The 15,816-nt window shown below is 54.0% G+C and carries 18 protein-coding genes and 1 pseudogene; 15 read left to right on the top strand and 4 right to left on the bottom strand.

Going from position 1 to position 15,816, the window contains the following annotated elements; genetic code table 11:
* Positions 1 to 455: pseudogene (locus RW092_RS00935) on the top strand (cell division protein ZapA); the annotation flags it as partial.
* A gap of 82 nt (positions 456 to 537) precedes the next feature.
* Here the strand turns inward: RW092_RS00935 and RW092_RS00930 are convergent.
* Both RW092_RS00930 and RW092_RS00925 read right to left on the bottom strand, forming a co-directional pair.
* Positions 538 to 915: a cupredoxin domain-containing protein gene (locus RW092_RS00930; protein WP_016312962.1), complete on the bottom strand. Its 378-nt coding sequence runs from the start codon at positions 913 to 915 to the stop codon at positions 538 to 540.
* Positions 916 to 1,098: 183 nt separating this feature from the next.
* On the bottom strand, positions 1,099 to 1,461 hold the full coding sequence (locus RW092_RS00925; protein WP_016312961.1) for a phage holin family protein: 363 nt from the start codon (positions 1,459 to 1,461) through the stop codon (positions 1,099 to 1,101).
* Positions 1,462 to 1,615: 154 nt separating this feature from the next.
* Here RW092_RS00925 and RW092_RS00920 point away from each other — a divergent pair, with 154 nt between their 5' ends.
* The 4 genes from RW092_RS00920 (at position 1,616) to RW092_RS00905 (ending at position 6,520) form a co-directional block, all read left to right on the top strand.
* Positions 1,616 to 3,982, top strand: a complete 2,367-nt coding sequence (locus RW092_RS00920; protein WP_016312960.1) for an endonuclease MutS2 — start codon at positions 1,616 to 1,618, stop codon at positions 3,980 to 3,982.
* Positions 3,983 to 4,019: 37 nt separating this feature from the next.
* A complete protein-coding gene (locus RW092_RS00915; protein WP_009226695.1) occupies positions 4,020 to 4,436 on the top strand; it encodes a DUF350 domain-containing protein in 417 nt (138 codons plus the stop codon).
* A 135-nt stretch (positions 4,437 to 4,571) separates the two neighbouring features.
* The gene (locus tag RW092_RS00910; protein WP_316009261.1) at positions 4,572 to 5,165 is read left to right on the top strand and encodes a hypothetical protein; all 594 of its coding nucleotides are present in this window, start codon (positions 4,572 to 4,574) and stop codon (positions 5,163 to 5,165) included.
* A gap of 149 nt (positions 5,166 to 5,314) precedes the next feature.
* On the top strand, positions 5,315 to 6,520 hold the full coding sequence (locus tag RW092_RS00905) for an MFS transporter (protein ID WP_028538191.1): 1,206 nt from the start codon (positions 5,315 to 5,317) through the stop codon (positions 6,518 to 6,520).
* 5 nt (positions 6,521 to 6,525) lie between these two features.
* Here the strand turns inward: RW092_RS00905 and RW092_RS00900 are convergent, their stop codons facing one another.
* On the bottom strand, positions 6,526 to 7,761 hold the full coding sequence (locus tag RW092_RS00900) for an NAD(P)/FAD-dependent oxidoreductase (RefSeq protein ID WP_316009260.1): 1,236 nt from the start codon (positions 7,759 to 7,761) through the stop codon (positions 6,526 to 6,528).
* A 200-nt stretch (positions 7,762 to 7,961) separates the two neighbouring features.
* Here RW092_RS00900 and RW092_RS00895 point away from each other — a divergent pair, with 200 nt between their 5' ends.
* The 9 genes from RW092_RS00895 to RW092_RS00855 all read left to right on the top strand — a co-directional run bounded on the left by RW092_RS00895 (position 7,962) and on the right by RW092_RS00855 (position 13,880).
* Positions 7,962 to 8,204, top strand: a complete 243-nt coding sequence (locus RW092_RS00895) for a hypothetical protein (protein ID WP_371859545.1) — start codon at positions 7,962 to 7,964, stop codon at positions 8,202 to 8,204.
* Positions 8,205 to 8,229: 25 nt separating this feature from the next.
* A complete protein-coding gene (locus tag RW092_RS00890) occupies positions 8,230 to 8,616 on the top strand; it encodes a spore coat protein (RefSeq protein ID WP_016312955.1) in 387 nt (128 codons plus the stop codon).
* Between the two features lie 143 nt (positions 8,617 to 8,759).
* Positions 8,760 to 9,260 (top strand): Lrp/AsnC family transcriptional regulator, encoded by a 501-nt coding sequence (locus RW092_RS00885; protein ID WP_009226690.1) that lies wholly within the window; start codon positions 8,760 to 8,762, stop codon positions 9,258 to 9,260.
* A 13-nt stretch (positions 9,261 to 9,273) separates the two neighbouring features.
* Positions 9,274 to 10,482, top strand: a complete 1,209-nt coding sequence (locus RW092_RS00880; RefSeq protein WP_316009259.1) for an aminotransferase class I/II-fold pyridoxal phosphate-dependent enzyme — start codon at positions 9,274 to 9,276, stop codon at positions 10,480 to 10,482.
* Between the two features lie 207 nt (positions 10,483 to 10,689).
* Positions 10,690 to 10,908, top strand: coding sequence for an aspartyl-phosphate phosphatase Spo0E family protein (locus tag RW092_RS00875; protein ID WP_051134975.1), 219 nt, complete (start codon positions 10,690 to 10,692; stop codon positions 10,906 to 10,908).
* A 136-nt stretch (positions 10,909 to 11,044) separates the two neighbouring features.
* Positions 11,045 to 11,611, top strand: coding sequence for a cob(I)yrinic acid a,c-diamide adenosyltransferase (locus RW092_RS00870; RefSeq protein WP_016312952.1), 567 nt, complete (start codon positions 11,045 to 11,047; stop codon positions 11,609 to 11,611).
* Positions 11,608 to 12,594: an RluA family pseudouridine synthase gene (locus tag RW092_RS00865; protein WP_316009258.1), complete on the top strand. Its 987-nt coding sequence runs from the start codon at positions 11,608 to 11,610 to the stop codon at positions 12,592 to 12,594. Before RW092_RS00870 ends, RW092_RS00865 begins: the two co-directional genes overlap by 4 nt.
* A gap of 5 nt (positions 12,595 to 12,599) precedes the next feature.
* On the top strand, positions 12,600 to 12,968 hold the full coding sequence (locus RW092_RS00860; protein ID WP_016312950.1) for an arsenate reductase family protein: 369 nt from the start codon (positions 12,600 to 12,602) through the stop codon (positions 12,966 to 12,968).
* A 72-nt stretch (positions 12,969 to 13,040) separates the two neighbouring features.
* The gene (locus RW092_RS00855) at positions 13,041 to 13,880 is read left to right on the top strand and encodes a 5'-3' exonuclease (RefSeq protein ID WP_051134974.1); all 840 of its coding nucleotides are present in this window, start codon (positions 13,041 to 13,043) and stop codon (positions 13,878 to 13,880) included.
* 20 nt (positions 13,881 to 13,900) lie between these two features.
* Here the strand turns inward: RW092_RS00855 and RW092_RS00850 are convergent, their stop codons facing one another.
* Entirely contained in the window at positions 13,901 to 14,203 is a 303-nt protein-coding gene (locus RW092_RS00850; protein WP_016312948.1) for a DUF3055 domain-containing protein, read from the bottom strand.
* 245 nt (positions 14,204 to 14,448) lie between these two features.
* On the opposite strand from RW092_RS00850, the gene RW092_RS00845 reads away from it, so the two are divergent.
* Positions 14,449 to 15,459, top strand: a complete 1,011-nt coding sequence (locus tag RW092_RS00845; protein ID WP_316009257.1) for an HRDC domain-containing protein — start codon at positions 14,449 to 14,451, stop codon at positions 15,457 to 15,459.
* The last annotated feature ends 357 nt before the right edge of the window (positions 15,460 to 15,816 follow it).

The raw sequence follows: 15,816 nt of genomic DNA, 5'->3' as shown, positions 1-15,816 counted from the left end.
AGCTTGAGGACAGCCGCAAGTTGGCAGCAGAGTTGGAGGCCGAGCTGGCGAGCTACCGCGAGGCTGCGGAGCAGCGGGAGCAGGAGTGGCGCAAGCAATGGGCTTCGGCAGAACGCGAGCTGAGCTCTTGGCGTGAGAAGGAAGCTGAGCTGCAGCGGCAACTGGAGGAATGGCAGCAGGAAAGCGCAGCTGGCAGCGAACGCGTCATCACCTTGGCCAGCGACTTCGAGGCCTTGGAGGAAGAGAAGCGCAAGCTGGCGGAGCAGCTGCAGGAGGTTACGGACAGTTACGAGGTTATTTCCCATCAGTTCCGGCTGTTGCAGCTGGAGCGGGAGAAGGAGCAGGAGCGGCAGGCTGCGCGGGATGAAGAGTACCAGCGGCTGAAAGATGACTACGCCAAGCTTCAATCGGAATTTAACGAATGGATTGAATTGCTGGAGCAGGATCAAGGTTAGTGGCGAGAGGATCGCTTTGATGCAACAAGAGCAAGAGCCCGCGGCGGTGCGCTGCGGGCTCTTGCTGCATGGGATGACACGTTTATTCAACGATAATTTTGGAGATCATGGCGCTGTGGCCGGATCCGCACATAACCGAGCACGCCATTTCGAACTCGCCGGCTTCCGTTGGCACGATCACCGCGGAGTCGTTCTTGCGGTCCAATTGCAGTTTCAGACCGGGCACAAGAATGCCGTGATTACCAGAGGCGTTTTTGAAGACGATTTTGACTGGAACATCTTTCTTCAAATGGTACTCGGCTTGATCGAATTGATAGTTGCTGGCTTCGATCACCAGCTCGGCTTCCGGTTGGATATTACTCCCGGCGTTGCCGTTGGTTTCAGCCGCTTTGCTGCCGCTGCAAGCGGTAACAAGCAACAAGAGAACAGATGTTGCGACGATGGCTATGCTTTTCTTCACAATAATCCCTCGCGATACAGTAGATTTGTGACAATTTTAAGAATATCATACCGTATTTTGCAGAGGGTGGATGGCTAAAGGTTTGAAGAATTGTTGAACTTCTTTACCCATAAGTCAAGAGGCCGTTCCTTCCGCAGTGAACGGATCACTTGCGGAGGAAGGCCTCTTAGCCCTGACACGCCATTAACGATCGTTTTTGTCTTTGGCAGCGTCAAAGGGAGTTGCGACAGGGATGAACAGGTCGATAATCCCGATGACCAATGCTGCAAGTAATGCACCGATCACAGAGACGGAAACGCCGGAAATGATGAACTGGGCAAGCCAGATCACGAGCGCGCTCGTAAGAAAACCGACGATTCCTCGCCCGAACGGGGTAACCTTCGTTCCAAAAATGCCTTCAATGGCCCAGCCCAACAGGGCGATGACCAAGGCGAGCAGCAAGGCGCTGCCGAATCCCCCGATGCTGAATTGCGGTACCAGCCACCCCACAACCAGCAGAACTAGGGCGGAGACGATGAATCGCACGACGTGTCCCAGAAAATGCATGTTACATAGCCTCCTTTTGAGAGTAAGTACGTTTGGCTATACGCATTTATCATGTTCCGTAAATCGCATTCTTATGTGTGTAAGGGGGCAAATGGCGAAAAATGAACGGTTTCGTTATAATGAGATCATAGCCCGAGGGGAGTTGTGAACGTACTTGGACGAGAAAATTTTGAAAACCATGGAATATCAAAAAATTATAGATCAGCTGTCCTCTTTTTCCCAAACAGCACTTGGAAAAAGAACAGCCGAAGCGCTGCGGCCCGTCACCGATCTGGAGGACGTCAAGCGGTTGCTTCAAGCCACCGACGAAGCGTTTAAGGTGGACCGGCTTAAGGGGGCGCCCGGATTCGGCGGAATCGTGGACATCACCCCGGCGGTCAAGCGGGCTCGGATCGGCGGAACGTTGAACCCGCATGAGCTGCTGGGCATTGCAACGACGCTGGAAGGCTCGCGCCGGATTAAGCGGTATATTGCCACGATGCACGAAGATCACGAAGTTCCGCTGTTGTATCACTTAAGCGATACCTTAAGCGATCAGAAGCCGCTGGAGGATGCGATTAAACGCTGCATCGACGAAAGTGCAGAGGTGCTCGACACGGCTAGTCCGGAGCTGGCCAGCATCCGACGCGAACTGCGGAGCGGGGAGGTACGGATTCGGGAGAAGCTGGATGCGATGATCCGCTCTGCTTCAGTATCGAAGATGCTGCAGGATCAACTGATCACGATCCGCGGCGACCGCTTCGTCATCCCGGTTAAAGCGGAATACCGCGCGCATTTTGGCGGGATCGTCCACGATCAATCGGGATCCGGAGCTACGCTGTTCATTGAGCCGGAATCGATTGTGGCCATGAACAACAAGCTGCGCGAGACACGGCTGCGGGAGGAACGGGAAATCGAGGTCATTTTGCAGAAGCTGACCGCCCTGGTTGGAGAGCAAGCCGAGTTGCTGCTGTACGATGGAGATGTACTGGGGCAAATGGATTTCATCTTCGCTAAGGCCCGGTTGGCTCGGGAGTTAAAAGGGACGCTGCCTCGCATGAACGACCGCGGGTTCATCAAGCTGAAGAAGGGGCGCCATCCGCTTATTCCGGCTGACCAGGTCGTGCCGATTGATGTGGAGCTGGGGAACCAGTACACGACGATCATTGTTACGGGGCCGAACACCGGGGGGAAAACCGTCACGCTGAAGACGATTGGTCTGCTCAGCTTGATGGCGATGTCCGGGTTGTTCGTCCCGGCGGAAGACGGCAGCCAGCTTTGCGTATTTGATGCTATTTACGCCGATATCGGCGATGAACAGAGCATCGAGCAGAGCTTAAGTACCTTCTCCAGCCATATGACGAACATTATCTCGATTTTGCGCCAAATGACGCCGAAGAGTTTGGTCTTGCTCGATGAGTTGGGTGCGGGAACTGACCCGGCGGAAGGCTCGGCGCTGGCCATCGCGATTTTGGAGCATATTCATTCGTTGGGCTGCCGGATGGTGGCGACGACCCACTTCAGCGAGTTGAAAGCCTACGCTTATGAACGCAAAGGCGTCATTAACGCCAGCATGGAGTTCGACGTCGCGACGTTAAGCCCGACTTACCGTCTGTTGGTTGGTGTTCCAGGCCGAAGCAACGCGTTTGCCATCGCTGAACGGCTGGGGCTGCCGGAGCGAATTCTGGAGTATGCCCGCGGTGAAGTGACTGAAGAGGACATGCGCGTGGAGAACATGATCGCTTCGCTGGAGCAGAACCGCTTGGGGGCCGAGCAGGAGCGGGAAACGGCCGAGCAGCTGCGGCGCGAGATGGAAGAGCTGCGCAGACGCCATGCCGCCGAGCTGGAGAAGCTGGAGCAGCAGCGGGATAAGCGCCTGGAGAAGGCGGAGGAAGAAGCGGCCGCGATCATTGCCAAGGCAAGACAGGAGGCCGAGCGGATTATCAGCGACCTGCGCCGCCTCGCGATGGAAGAAGGCGCGGCCGTGAAGGAGCATAAGCTGATTGCAGCCCGCAAGCAGCTGGATGAAGCCGAGCCGCAGCGCCGCAAGAAGAGTGCAGCGACCCGCAAGGCAGCCAAACCGCCGCGGCAGATCGAACCGGGCGACGAAGTGATGGTTTACAGCTTGAACCAGAAGGGGCATGTCGTTGAGCTCTCCGGCAACAAGGAAGCAATCGTGCAGCTCGGCATCATGAAAATGAAGGTGAGCTTGGACGACATGGAGCTGATCGCGGCGCCTCCGGCCAGCAAGCCGGTTCAACGGACGGCCGCGAATGTCAAGCGGACGCGCGATGAGAACGTCCGCACCGAGCTGGATTTGCGTGGAGCGAATTTGGAAGAGGCCTTAATCGAGGTTGACCGATTTATCGACGAAGCCTATTTAAGCAATTTAGGCCAGATCTATATTATTCACGGGAAGGGGACCGGGATTTTGCGGTCCGGGATCTCAGAATATCTTCGCAAGCATAAGCATATCAAGAGCTTCCGCCTGGGGAATTACGGGGAAGGCGGAACTGGCGTGACGGTTGCTGAGCTGAAGTAAGAACGAATCGCCTCAAGGTATAAGGGGAGAGGTCGCTATGAAGGAAAGCATTGATCCGATCTTGGAGCAACCGCTGGGGCTGATGATCGGGTATTTTTCCGTGGCGGTGTTAGAATTGATTGTGTTTCTTTCTTGCTTCGAACTGTTTGCAAGATATCGCTGCTGGCAGGAGATCAAGCGCGGCAACATGGCCGCGTCTCTGGCGACCGGCGGCAAAATCTTCGGACTGGCGAACATTATCCGTTATGCGGCGGCACATCCCTCGATTTACGACTTCATGATATGGTCGTCGGTTGGAGCCTTGCTGCTGTTCGCCGCTTATTTGCTGTTTGAATTTTTAACGCCGGTGTTTCGCATCGACGACGAGATTGCAGCGGGGAACACCAGCGTTGGTTTTATCGCAATGGCCGTATCGGTGTCGGTGTCTTTTTTGATCGGCGCTTGTATCGGTTAGGGATCTCAGTTGAAGGAGTAGAACGACGTGAAAAACCTGGTCAGGGTGCTATTTATCGCCTCTATTCTGTTTTTGGCCGCGGGCATTATTTATTTGTGGAATGCTTAATTTGGTAACGAAAGGACGTAGTAGGGAATGGATACAACGATTTGCCCATGGTGCCAAACGGAGATCGTTTGGGATGAAGAGTTAGGGCCGGAGGAGGTATGTCCTCACTGCCAAAATGAACTAAAGGGCTACCGAACGATCAATATTACGCTGGGCTCGGAGGAAGAGTTCGAAGACGAGGAGAACGACCATCCCTTCCATGATCGGAAGCATTCCCATGATGAGGATGATGAGGATGATGAGGATGCGGATGATGATCTTTACTGGGATGAGGATGAAGGCGACTCGCATCTCGGAGGCGTCCGCCGGGTCGAGGCGTTTACGGCATCGGGCGGCGATTTGCTGAAGTACGAGACTGGTGTGGAGAAGCTGCTTGACGCGCAAGACGAAGTACCGGAATGTCCGCATTGCCGGGAATATATGGTGTATGCCGGGAAACAGAAGCTGGTTCCGGATAACAGCGGATTTGTACCTGCCAATGGAGACCATCCGCTTCTGTCGGGGGATGCCGAGCTGAACGTGTATGTCTGCACCGCGTGCTTCCATGTCAGCCGGTTCTTGGGCGAAGACGCCCGGATCGCCATGATTCGGACGATTGCTGGTGAAGAAGACAATAAGTAAAAAATTTGGAAGCACTTAGCCTTGTCCTTGATGGACGGGGCTTTTTTGCGTTTGGGAGATTACTGGCAAGCTTGCTGTCGTCTCATGCTTCGGTCATTTTTGGGTATCTTACAGGGGGAATTCGAAGTTTGGCCGGGAGGAGCGTATCTATGAAAAAACAGCTGAACAGCCAATCCATCCTGCTGCTGGCGGTGAACGGTCTGTTCGTGCTTGCCGGCGCCTTGTCGGGCACGTTCCTGAACGTCTATATCTGGAAAGTCAAAGCGGATTTTAACCTGATTGCGTGGTTTACGTTCAGCCAGCAGCTGGCCTTGGGACTTGTCTTTTGGATCGCCGGAAAATGGGTGAAGGAACGCGATAAAATGATCTTTTTACGGCTCGGCATTATCGTCTCGGGCATCTTCTATTTGCTGGTGCTGTGGACGGGCAAACATACGGTGGACTACATATGGCCGCTTGGGCTGTTGTTTGGAACCGGTTCGGGGTTGTTCTGGCTCGCCTTCAACGTCGTGTATTTCGAGGTGACGGATGTTGAGACGCGAGACCGATTTAACGGCTGGGTTGGGATCCTCGGTTCAGTGATCGGGATTTTTGGCCCGTGGATCTCCGGCTGGATCATCTCCATGAAACAAGGGGAGGCCGGATACCGGCTGATTTTTACCATCTCGTTAATTGTTTATGGGGTGGGGATCTTACTCAGCTTCTGGCTGAAAAAAAGAAAAACGGGAGGTCCTTATCACTGGCTGGCTCCCGTACACATGCTGAAGAAGGGAAGTCCGTGGCGCCAGGCGGCGCCCGCTTCGGCTGCGCATGGACTGCGTGAAGGCGTCTTTTCGTTCCTGATCAATCTGCTGATCTTCATCAGCACATCGGCGGAGTGGCGGATCGGACAGTTTTCGCTGATCACGTCCCTTGTCTCCCTCGTCAGCTTCTGGGCGGTGGGGAAATGGCTGAAAATCCCAGCACGCTACTACGGGATGCTGGTTGGAGCTTTGCTGATCACGGCGGTGATCCTTCCGTTGCTCTGGAAGGTCAATTACGTCACCCTGATGGTGATGGGGGTGGGGACGTCCTTGTTTTTGCCGCTTTACTTGATACCTGTCATCTCTTCGGTTTTCGACTTGATTGGCAACAGTCCGGAAAGCGTGGAGCAGCGGGTGGAGCTGATTGTCCTTCGCGAGCTTAGCATTACCGTAGGGCGATTGGGCGGAACGCTGTTGTTCATCGCGGTCTATTCCATCATTCCGCGCATGCCCACGATCACCTGGCTGATGTTCGCCTTGGGGGGGGCTCCGGTGCTGAGCTGGCTGGCCCTGCGCCGGCTGTTGAAGCGAGGGGCGGCCAAAGCCGCCTGATGGCTCTATTTCGGTGGTGTGGGCACGGGCTTGGTAGTTCGCGTGAGCGAAAAAATGGCCATGTCCTCCCGACGCGTACCGGTCAGCTGATCCACGATCATCTCCGCCCCGATCATGCTGCACACAGTCCCGTTTCCGCCATACCCCTCCAGAAAATAAAACCCGGGAAAGTTAGGATGCGGTCCAATAAAGGGGAGGCCGTCCCGGGATTCTCCAAACACGGCTCCCCAAGCATAGCTGACGGACAGGTGATCCTGATCCGGAAACCGTTTGTGAATTTCTTCCAGCAGCCGCTCGCTTTGTCGGATCTCTCGGCCCGCAGGCAGCTCTCCGCTGGAAAGCACCTCGTCCAGCCCGCCGGCGATAATCCGTCCATCCGGCGTTGTTCTCATATATAGATAAGGCCTTGCTGTCTCCCAGATGAGGCTTTTTTCGTACCAGCTGTTCAAGGAGGCAACCGGCTCGGTGACGATGACGTAGGAGGCTCGGAAATGAGCACCGCTCTCCTTCTTGAACTGCTGTGCTTCGTAGCCGGTGGCCCAGATCACATGCTGGGCGGTTACTGTCCCGTCGCCGCAGCGACAGCGAATCCGTCCGCCTTCGTCGCGCTGGCTGCCATGCATCGGGCTATGCTCAAAGATGCGTACGCCTTGTCGCGCTGCCTCCCGCAATATACCGTGCACGAAGGTGTACGGGTTCATCTCCGCATCGCCCTTCGTGTAGATCGCCCCGGGGGCTTGGAAAGGAAAGCGGTCTGCGATATCGCCAGCGGACCACCAGACCGCAGGGAACCCCAAACGCTGAAGTCGTCCGCATTCCTCCTGCAGCGCGTCCACGTCTTGTTCGGAGCTGGCCAAGTATATCGTGCTGCGCTCCGTAAATCGTGCCGAACCGTCCAGTTTAGAGGCGATTTGCTTTAACCGTTCCAACGCATTGCGGCTAAGGCGATAGAAATGAACGGCAGGTTCCTCGCCGAAGGTATGGATCATCGAGGTGAGGGGTTTGTCGCTGGCATATTGCAGCAGCCCGGTGCTGGCCAGTGTGCTTCCGCCGGCGATTTGATCCCGTTCCACCAATACCGTATCGACTCCCCGCTCCGCCAGCAGGTAGGCGGATAACACTCCGCCCAAGCCCCCGCCCACAACCAAGACTTCGCACTGAAGTTCCTGACTTAACGCAGGATAGGTGGGGGCATCCGGCAATGTTGAAGGCCAATAAAGCTTGCCGGTATGTAGTTTCATGAAGACCAGTTCATCCTTTCGAACATGGGAATTATATAAGATTAGGGGATTCCATCATTATATCCAACTGCGGAGAACTAAAAACGGCGAAAACCTGTACGGCGAACATATCGTACCTAGAGCGGGGCATACTACCGTAAGAAGGATCAAAAGAATAAGAAGGGATCAGCAGGATTTGAAGGATCATCCATCAGGAGGGAATGTTGATGTTTTACTCACAAATGCAGCCATTGTCGTTGAAAGAACTGGATTATATCGCCGACTCCATTTCCAACGAGGAGATGCTCACGAAGCTTTGCGCCGCGGCGGCCGCCGTCTCGCAAAACTTTGAAATCGAACAGGCGATGCTGGAGCACATCCGTGCCCATGAGCATCATCTGCATCTGTTAACGGATGCGTTGCGCCAACATCAAATGGCGGCTCCTTCTTCAGCCCCGAATTAATTTGCTTTCAAGGAGGAATATCCCGATGAATCATACGGACATCCAGGGTCTCTTACCCCAGAACGATTTGTTAAAATCGATTTTAGCTGATTTGCGCCGCACCGTACGAGAATATACGACCGCAACGACGGAGTCGTCCTGCCCAGCTGTTCGACAGATGTTTACGGAGTTGACCAACAGCACCTTGCGATTGCAGGGAACACTGTATGAGCTGATGAAGCACCAAGGCATCTACTCCGCGCCGGCACCGGCACCGCGTCAATTGTTGGACAAGAAGCTGCAAGATGCGGAGAAAACCAAGCAGGAGCTGCGACAGTTCACAGAACAGCGGACTTCTCGGTGGACACCTCATGCCCATCAGGCGAACGTGGAAGCGCATCAACCGAATGTACTTCCGCCGTATTCGATTTAAAAGCCTAACCGTCCAATCCAAAACCTTACTTGGAGTGGACGGTTTTTCTATGCAGACGCCCAAAATTCATGTAATATAAGTATTAAATTTGTTCTGCAGACCGCTCAATTGAAGGGCTGCGGGGCATCGCTGGAGGATGAGGGATGAAACAACTAAGCGAATTGAAGCTCAAACTGCTGGACCTCCTCAAAGAGGACGCCCGCCGGGATGCAAACTTACTGGCGACGCTCGTCGGCTCAACGGCGGAGGAAGTGGCGCAAGCGATCCGTGAATTGGAAGAAGACCACGTCATCGTCAAATACGCAACCGTGGTAAATTCCAGTGCACTGGAAGACGAGAAGGTGACGGCGTTAATCGAAGTGCAAATTACACCTGAACGGGGACGCGGCTTCGATACCATCGCGGAGCGGGTATACCTGTTTCCCCAAGTCAAATCGGTATTTTTGATGTCCGGCGCATATGACCTGCTGGTGGAAGTTGAAGGCCGCAACTTGAAGGAAGTGGCGAGCTTTGTCTCTGACAAATTGTCCACCTTGGAGTCGGTGTTGTCGACGAAGACCCATTTTATTCTGAAAAAATACAAGCAAGACGGCATCATCTTCGAAGATCCCGAAGAAGACCGCCGTTTGTTGATATCTCCGTAAAGGAAGTAATGTTATGAGTATTCAATCACAGCGTGCTGAGCAATCGAGTAAAACGATGACATCGTATTTGGCTCCGCGGGTCCGCGAGATTCAACCCTCCGGTATTCGCCGCTTCTTCGATCTGGCCAGCGGGAGCAAGGATATTATCACGTTAGGCGTAGGCGAACCGGATTTTATCACCCCATGGCATGTCCGGGAAGCTTGTGTTTACTCTCTGGAGCGCGGGTATACGAGCTACACGTCCAATGCGGGAACGCCTGAGCTTCGGGAAGCGATCGCTGAGTATTTGTACACGGGTTATCAGGTGAAATACGACCCGAAAGACGAAATCCTCGTCACTGTGGGCGGCAGTGAGGCGATTGATCTGGCGCTGCGGGCGTTAATCGAACCGGGCGATGAGATTCTCGTCCCGGTGCCTTGCTATATCTCCTACTCGCCGATTACGATGATCGGGGGAGGGGTGCCGGTCGAAATTGAGACTTATGCCAAGCACGATTTTAAGCTCCAGGCTGAAGACTTGAAGGCGAAGATCACACCTAAATCCAAAGTTCTGATCTTAAATTATCCGAGCAATCCGACGGGCGGCATCATGACGTACGAAGATTGGCTGCCGATTGCAAAAATCGTTGAGGAGAACGATCTTATCGTTATTTCCGACGAGATTTATGCGGAGCTCACCTATGGGCAGAAGCACGTTAGCTTTGCTTCAATCCCGGGCATGAAGGACCGGACGATTCTGGTGAACGGGTTTTCTAAAGCATTTGCGATGACCGGCTGGCGGATGGGTTATGCATGCGGACACCCGGACTTGATCTATGCCATGCTGAAAATTCACCAATATACGGTGATGTGCGCTCCGGTGATGGGGCAAGTGGCTGCACTTGAAGCGCTGAAGAACGGGCTGGAGGAGAAAGACCAGATGGTCGAATCCTACAATCAGCGCCGCCGCCTGATCGTTCAGGGGTTGCGCGACATCGGGCTGGAATGTCACGAGCCGCAAGGGGCGTTCTATGCGTTCCCTAGCATCGCGTCCACTGGACTTAGCTCCGAGGAATTTGCTCAACGCCTTCTGCTCGAGGCGAAGGTGGCGGCAGTTCCGGGCAATGTTTTTGGCGCAGGCGGGGAAGGGTTCTTGCGTTGCTCCTATGCGACAGGAGTAAATCAACTCAACGAAGCGTTAAATCGAATGGAGCAGTTCGTCCGTAAATTGAAGCAAGGCTGATTTTACGAATCCCATCAGGCCCCTGCCTGAGAAGTTGGAGTTAATGGGGTTAATTAACAATTCTTTCATTTTCTAATTGCTTTAATTTTAATGGACATGGTATAATTCGATTTTGGAAGAAGGTTTTAATTTCTCAGGGAGGGATTTCTTTTGCGCGGTGAGTACAACATGCCTTACAATAATGCTTTATGTGCTGATGGCCGCGTCATGAGCCCGTGGATGGATCAAGAGGAACGGCCGCATTCACCGCAAGCCGTAACGCTGGAGGATGAAATTCACTTGCTTCGCAGCAAGATGGAACGGCTATTTCTGCAAGAAAAATCCTTTACTTCGGACATCGTGATTGAAATCAGCAGCTTATTGGACCTGAAAATTAATGAATTTATGAAAACAATGAGAACGACTCCGAAATCTATTCGACGTTAACGAACTTTGAACTTTTGAAGTGTGAAGGAGATCCGCTTTGCGGGTCTCCTTTTTGCGGTTCCAGCAGTTGCATGACCAGCCGAGCTGGGATTTATGGTAAGATGATACGAGAGTATGTCACGGGGAGGAAATGCAAATGTCGATCTATACGCGTTCCGGCGACCAAGGGCAAACCACGGTCATCGGCGGCAGAGTAACAAAAGATGATGCCCAGGTTGAAGCCTACGGTTCGATCGATGAACTGAACAGTTTTGTGGGACAAGCGGTCAGTTTATCGGATGAGGTGACGTTTAGCGATCTTCGTAAGCAACTGCTGGAGATTCAGCAGGAGCTGTTTGATTGCGGTTCCGATCTTGCTTACGTCAAGCTGTCGGAGAGCCGCTACAAGGTGACGCCAAAGCTCGCACAGCGGCTTGAAACCTGGATTGATCGTTATGAAGCGGACAATCCGCCGCTGGAGAAATTTATTTTGCCTGGGGGAACCCCGTTGGCTTCGGCCCTGCATGTCTGCCGGACCGTATGCCGGCGCGCCGAACGCCGCGTCGTTACGTTGAGCCAGGTTAAAGAGATTAATGCCGAAGTGCTGATCTATCTGAACCGATTGTCGGATTATTTCTTCGCAGCGGCTCGTATGGTAAATCATCGCCAGCAGGTGGCAGATATTGAATACGTGCGAAGCGGGAAGGTGTTTGGCAAGAAGTGAGTTCTGAATATTATGATCCGATTGAATATCAAGTATCGGCAACGGAGGACGGCTGGACGGTCAAAAGCGTGCTCCAGCGCCGAATGGGCATCTCCCGCAAGCTGCTGTCGCGGATTAAGCTGACCGAGCGCGGGGTGATGCTGAACGGGGAGCGGGTCTATATCAGCGTCCCGGTGAAGGCCGGTGATACGGTGAGCGTCTCGCTGGAAAAGGAAACGTCAACCGACATCCTGCCGGAGCCGATACCGTTTGATATCGTCTACGAGGATGAAGCGCTGCTGATCGTCAATAAAGCGGCGGGATTGATCGTGCATCCGACGCATGGTCACTACACAGGGACGCTGGCCAACGGCGTCGTGTATTATTGGCAGGAGAAAGGCGAGAAATTCCGCTTCCGCCCCGTGCACCGGCTGGACCAGGAGACGAGCGGCTTGATCGCCATCGCCAAAAATGCCTACGTGCACCAGCATATTTCCGAGCAGCTGATTGCCGGTGAGGTGACCAAGAAGTATACGGCGCTGGTGCATGGCTGCCCGGCGGTGCCGGAAGGAACGATCACCGGTCCGATCGACCGTGACCCTGCCGAACCCCACCGCCGGATCATCACCCCGTCGGGCTATCCCGCGCTGACCGATTATAAGGTCACGGAAGCCTACGGCGACGGGGCTCGGGTTGAGCTGCGTCTCGGTACAGGACGAACGCATCAGATCCGCGTGCACATGACGTCGATCGGCCACCCGCTGATCGGCGACAAGTTCTACGGTATGCCGGGACTGGAACAGTTGCCGGCACCTGCGCGCGAACGAATCGCCCGCCTGGATGCGGCGATCGGGCGGCAGGCGCTTCATGCCTCTGAGCTGGGCTTCCGTCATCCGCTTACCGGCGAAGCACTGACTTTTAGATCAGAGCTTCCGGAGGACATGAGGAATCTGGAGGAGTTGCTGCGTGGGGCGAGTTTTCGTGAAAGTGGTAAGGAGGAATAAAGCACATGAGCAAATTGAAGGTTTATCATTATCCGCAATGCGGGACATGCCGCAATGCAATTAAATCGTTGCAGGCCAAAGGGCATGAACTGGAGCTGCATCATATCAAGGAAACGCCGCCGAGTGCTGCTGAACTAGATAAGCTGGTGGAACTCAGCGGGCTGGAATTGAAGAAGTTTTTTAATACGAGCGGTGAGGTTTATAAATCAATGGGCTTAAAGGATAAGCTGGCACAGATGTCCCGGGAGGAGCAGCTTCAGTTGCTGTCCTCGAACGGCATGCTGATCAAGCGCCCGATCGTGACGGATGGGAAGACGGTAACTGTCGGTTACAAGGAAGAAGCCTACGAACAGGCTTGGGGTAAGTCAATTTAACGAGAAGGGTGGCTTGAGTGAATCGTGGATTTAGTGCAAAGGAGTGAAAAAACCATTCTGCTGGTGGACGGAATGGCGTTAATGTTCCGCGCCTATTACGCTTCAGCGGCAACCGGGTATATCCGGCGGACGAAAGCGGGTGTTCCGACCAATGCGGTGTACGGGTTTATGCGTTATTTTTGGGACGCGGTGCAGAAGTTTGGTCCGACGCATATCGCCTGCTGTTGGGATTTAGGGAGCACGACGTTCCGGACGGAGCAGTTTGCCGAGTACAAAGGCAATCGTGCGGACGCGCCGGAGGATCTGATCCCGCAATTCTCCATGATCCGCGAGGTGATGGACAGCTTAGGGATCCCGAACATCAGCTCACCGGGGTATGAGGCGGACGATTGCATCGGAACATTGGCAGCGCGCTTTGGGCAAGAGATGGACGTGCTGGTGTTGACGGGGGATCACGATATGCTGCAACTGGTGAGCGAGCGGACCAGCGTGATCATTATGAAAAAAGGCCACGGCAACTACATGGTGTATACGCCGGAGGCCTTGATGGAAGAGAAGCAACTAAGACCCGAACAGATCGTAGACCTGAAGGGCTTGATGGGGGATACGAGCGACAACTATCCGGGCGTGCGCGGCATTGGCGAGAAAACGGCCCTGAAGCTCGTGCAAGAGCACGGCTCCGTGGAGGGTATCCTGGCCAATCTGGACCAGTTGTCCAAATCAGTCCGTGCCAAAATTGAAGCGGACCTCGACATGCTGCATCTCTCGCGGCAGCTGGCCAAGATCCGCTGTGACATTGAGCTGGAATGCGATGTGGAAACCTGTCGGTTCGAGCTGAACCCGGCGCAGGTGGTCGCCAAGTTTGAAGAGCTGGAGATGGCCAGCATCAGTGCCATGTTGGGTGTCGTTTGACAGTCCGCTAGCGGACCCTATTAATCCGTGAAGTATGGTTCACCTAATACCTGATAGAGAAAGGTACGCAGTTCAGTGCCTTCCTCCTCGCTCAGGTTATAAATATGTTCGAGGTACCCTTCCTCCTCCAGGTCGTCGGTGCCAAGAATGGCCGTGCGCCCATTGTGCAGGTCGGTGACCAGCTTCTTCCCATAGAAACGATTGGTTGTGGTGACCGCCAGGTCATAGCGCTTCAGCGATCCGCCGATGAACGTGACGAACCGGGTCGAAGTATTTTCGGTGCTGTCGGACAGGAAATCAAGCTCTTGATGCGGGTCGCTCATTCTGTAATGCCTCCCTTTTTTCGGATTGTCTCTAGTTATTATACTGGAAAACGGAAGACAATGGGAAAATGAATCTGATCCATTGACAGCTTAGTTTGTTATGGTATTATTAGGGATAACAGGTTACGTTTGGAGGAAGCACCTCTTTTGCGAATTTCGCAGAAGAGGTGCTTTTTTGTGTTGCGCACGAAATGATGAAATGCCTCCTTCGTAGCTGAAAAATATATTATAGGAGGGACAGGTTGATGCGGATTGTTTTTTTGAACAGTCTGGAGAAGAAGGACGGCGGGGCTATGATTCAAGGGGCCCAGGTGTGGATTGGAGAAGAGGACGGGATTTGGCGGATGGGCTGGAATGAGGTGACCGCGGATGACGAGCAGGAGGACCTTTGGTATGAAGGGGCTTCATGGTCGGAGATGCTACATGTTTACCGCCATCGATTGGCCGCCAAGCTCGGCGAAGGGTTTCGCCCCATCATGGAAGGCATCTGGGACGAGAAGGAAACGTTAACCGGACGGGGGATGGCGGCGCAGAAGCTGTTCTGTTATAGCGAGTTAAACAGCAATGAACCGGTATACAACGAGTTGACGGCTTGGCGTCGGAGAAAGGCTTCGTCTGAGCGCAAGGCGCCTTATTTAATCGCCAGCAATCGGTTGCTGCGTATGATCAGCGTATTCCTGCCGCAGACGGTGGAGGAACTGTTGCAACTGCCAGGTGTTGGGGAGAACAAGGCTGGCGAATACGGCGCTGAGCTGTTGGAAATCACCCGGGCGGCCGAGCGGAAGCGCGGGTTCCCGCTGGATTGGGTCGACCAAGAAATCGATGACGAGGTGTTCCGTTCCTGGTTGTATAAGCAGAAGGAAGTAAAATATCGGGCGGAAATGGAGAAATTTAACGTCCGTCGCGCAGCGCTTGAAGCCCTGGCTGCAGGGGAGAAGGTCGAAGATATTTGCACCCGAGCGGGCATTGAGCGGCGAGATGCGGTGGAGCTGCTGGAGAGCTTGGAGAAGGAGGGCTACAACACCGATGACTTGGTGAGCGCCGAACTGGAGGCCATGCCCGAAGAAGAACAACAGGCCGTATGGCAAGCTTACGAAGAGCTGGGGGACACGCTTCTGAAGCCGGTGCTGCAAAAGGTGTACGGTCCCGAAGCCAGTGAAGGCGGCAATGGCAACCTGGATACGTTGTACGAGCGACTGCGCCTGATCCGCATCAGGTACCGCCGTCGGCGCGAGAGCGCCCGGCATGCGGGGTGATGAAGTTTGGCCAAGGTTGGGCTGTAAGGTAAGTGTGGGGAGTTCCGTAAGGGGCAAGGGGTGAACGGAGTTGTTCGAACCGCCGCCACCGGCCGGATGAACTGCAAAAGTGCAGTTCATCCGGTCGAAAATGCCGCAAAAATGCATTTTAACTGTAAAAGTGCATTTCATTTCGGAAGATTTTGTGGAAAGCAGCCCATTTATCGAAAAAAGACTGCACTTTTGCAGTTAAGAGCCGATTTAGGGGGGAATCGCGGCAAAATAACTGCACTTTTGCAGTCACGCTCGACTCGCCTAATTCAAAAGATCAGTCGGGATGATTTAGGCGCACGTCCAACAAGAGACTAATGCATACGT

Origin of the sequence: Paenibacillus sp. 3LSP (assembly GCF_032465655.1) — a bacterium.
Lineage (GTDB): Bacteria > Bacillota > Bacilli > Paenibacillales > Paenibacillaceae > Fontibacillus > Fontibacillus barengoltzii.
The sequence above is the reverse complement of the archived record's forward strand: the minus strand, read 5'-3'. Positions and strand labels throughout refer to the sequence as shown.

Coding starts and splice junctions, on each gene's coding strand:
- RW092_RS00925 (WP_016312961.1), bottom strand. CDS start 1,461: ATGCATTTTCTGGGACACGTCGTGCGATTCATCGTCTCCGCCCTAGTT.
- RW092_RS00915 (WP_009226695.1), top strand. CDS start 4,020: ATGAAGGAAAGCATTGATCCGATCTTGGAGCAACCGCTGGGGCTGATG.
- RW092_RS00910 (WP_316009261.1), top strand. CDS start 4,572: ATGGATACAACGATTTGCCCATGGTGCCAAACGGAGATCGTTTGGGAT.
- RW092_RS00905 (WP_028538191.1), top strand. CDS start 5,315: ATGAAAAAACAGCTGAACAGCCAATCCATCCTGCTGCTGGCGGTGAAC.
- RW092_RS00900 (WP_316009260.1), bottom strand. CDS start 7,761: ATGAAACTACATACCGGCAAGCTTTATTGGCCTTCAACATTGCCGGAT.
- RW092_RS00895 (WP_371859545.1), top strand. CDS start 7,962: ATGTTGATGTTTTACTCACAAATGCAGCCATTGTCGTTGAAAGAACTG.
- RW092_RS00890 (WP_016312955.1), top strand. CDS start 8,230: ATGAATCATACGGACATCCAGGGTCTCTTACCCCAGAACGATTTGTTA.
- RW092_RS00885 (WP_009226690.1), top strand. CDS start 8,760: ATGAAACAACTAAGCGAATTGAAGCTCAAACTGCTGGACCTCCTCAAA.
- RW092_RS00880 (WP_316009259.1), top strand. CDS start 9,274: ATGAGTATTCAATCACAGCGTGCTGAGCAATCGAGTAAAACGATGACA.
- RW092_RS00875 (WP_051134975.1), top strand. CDS start 10,690: ATGAGCCCGTGGATGGATCAAGAGGAACGGCCGCATTCACCGCAAGCC.
- RW092_RS00870 (WP_016312952.1), top strand. CDS start 11,045: ATGTCGATCTATACGCGTTCCGGCGACCAAGGGCAAACCACGGTCATC.
- RW092_RS00860 (WP_016312950.1), top strand. CDS start 12,600: ATGAGCAAATTGAAGGTTTATCATTATCCGCAATGCGGGACATGCCGC.
- RW092_RS00855 (WP_051134974.1), top strand. CDS start 13,041: ATGGCGTTAATGTTCCGCGCCTATTACGCTTCAGCGGCAACCGGGTAT.
- RW092_RS00850 (WP_016312948.1), bottom strand. CDS start 14,203: ATGAGCGACCCGCATCAAGAGCTTGATTTCCTGTCCGACAGCACCGAA.
- RW092_RS00845 (WP_316009257.1), top strand. CDS start 14,449: ATGCGGATTGTTTTTTTGAACAGTCTGGAGAAGAAGGACGGCGGGGCT.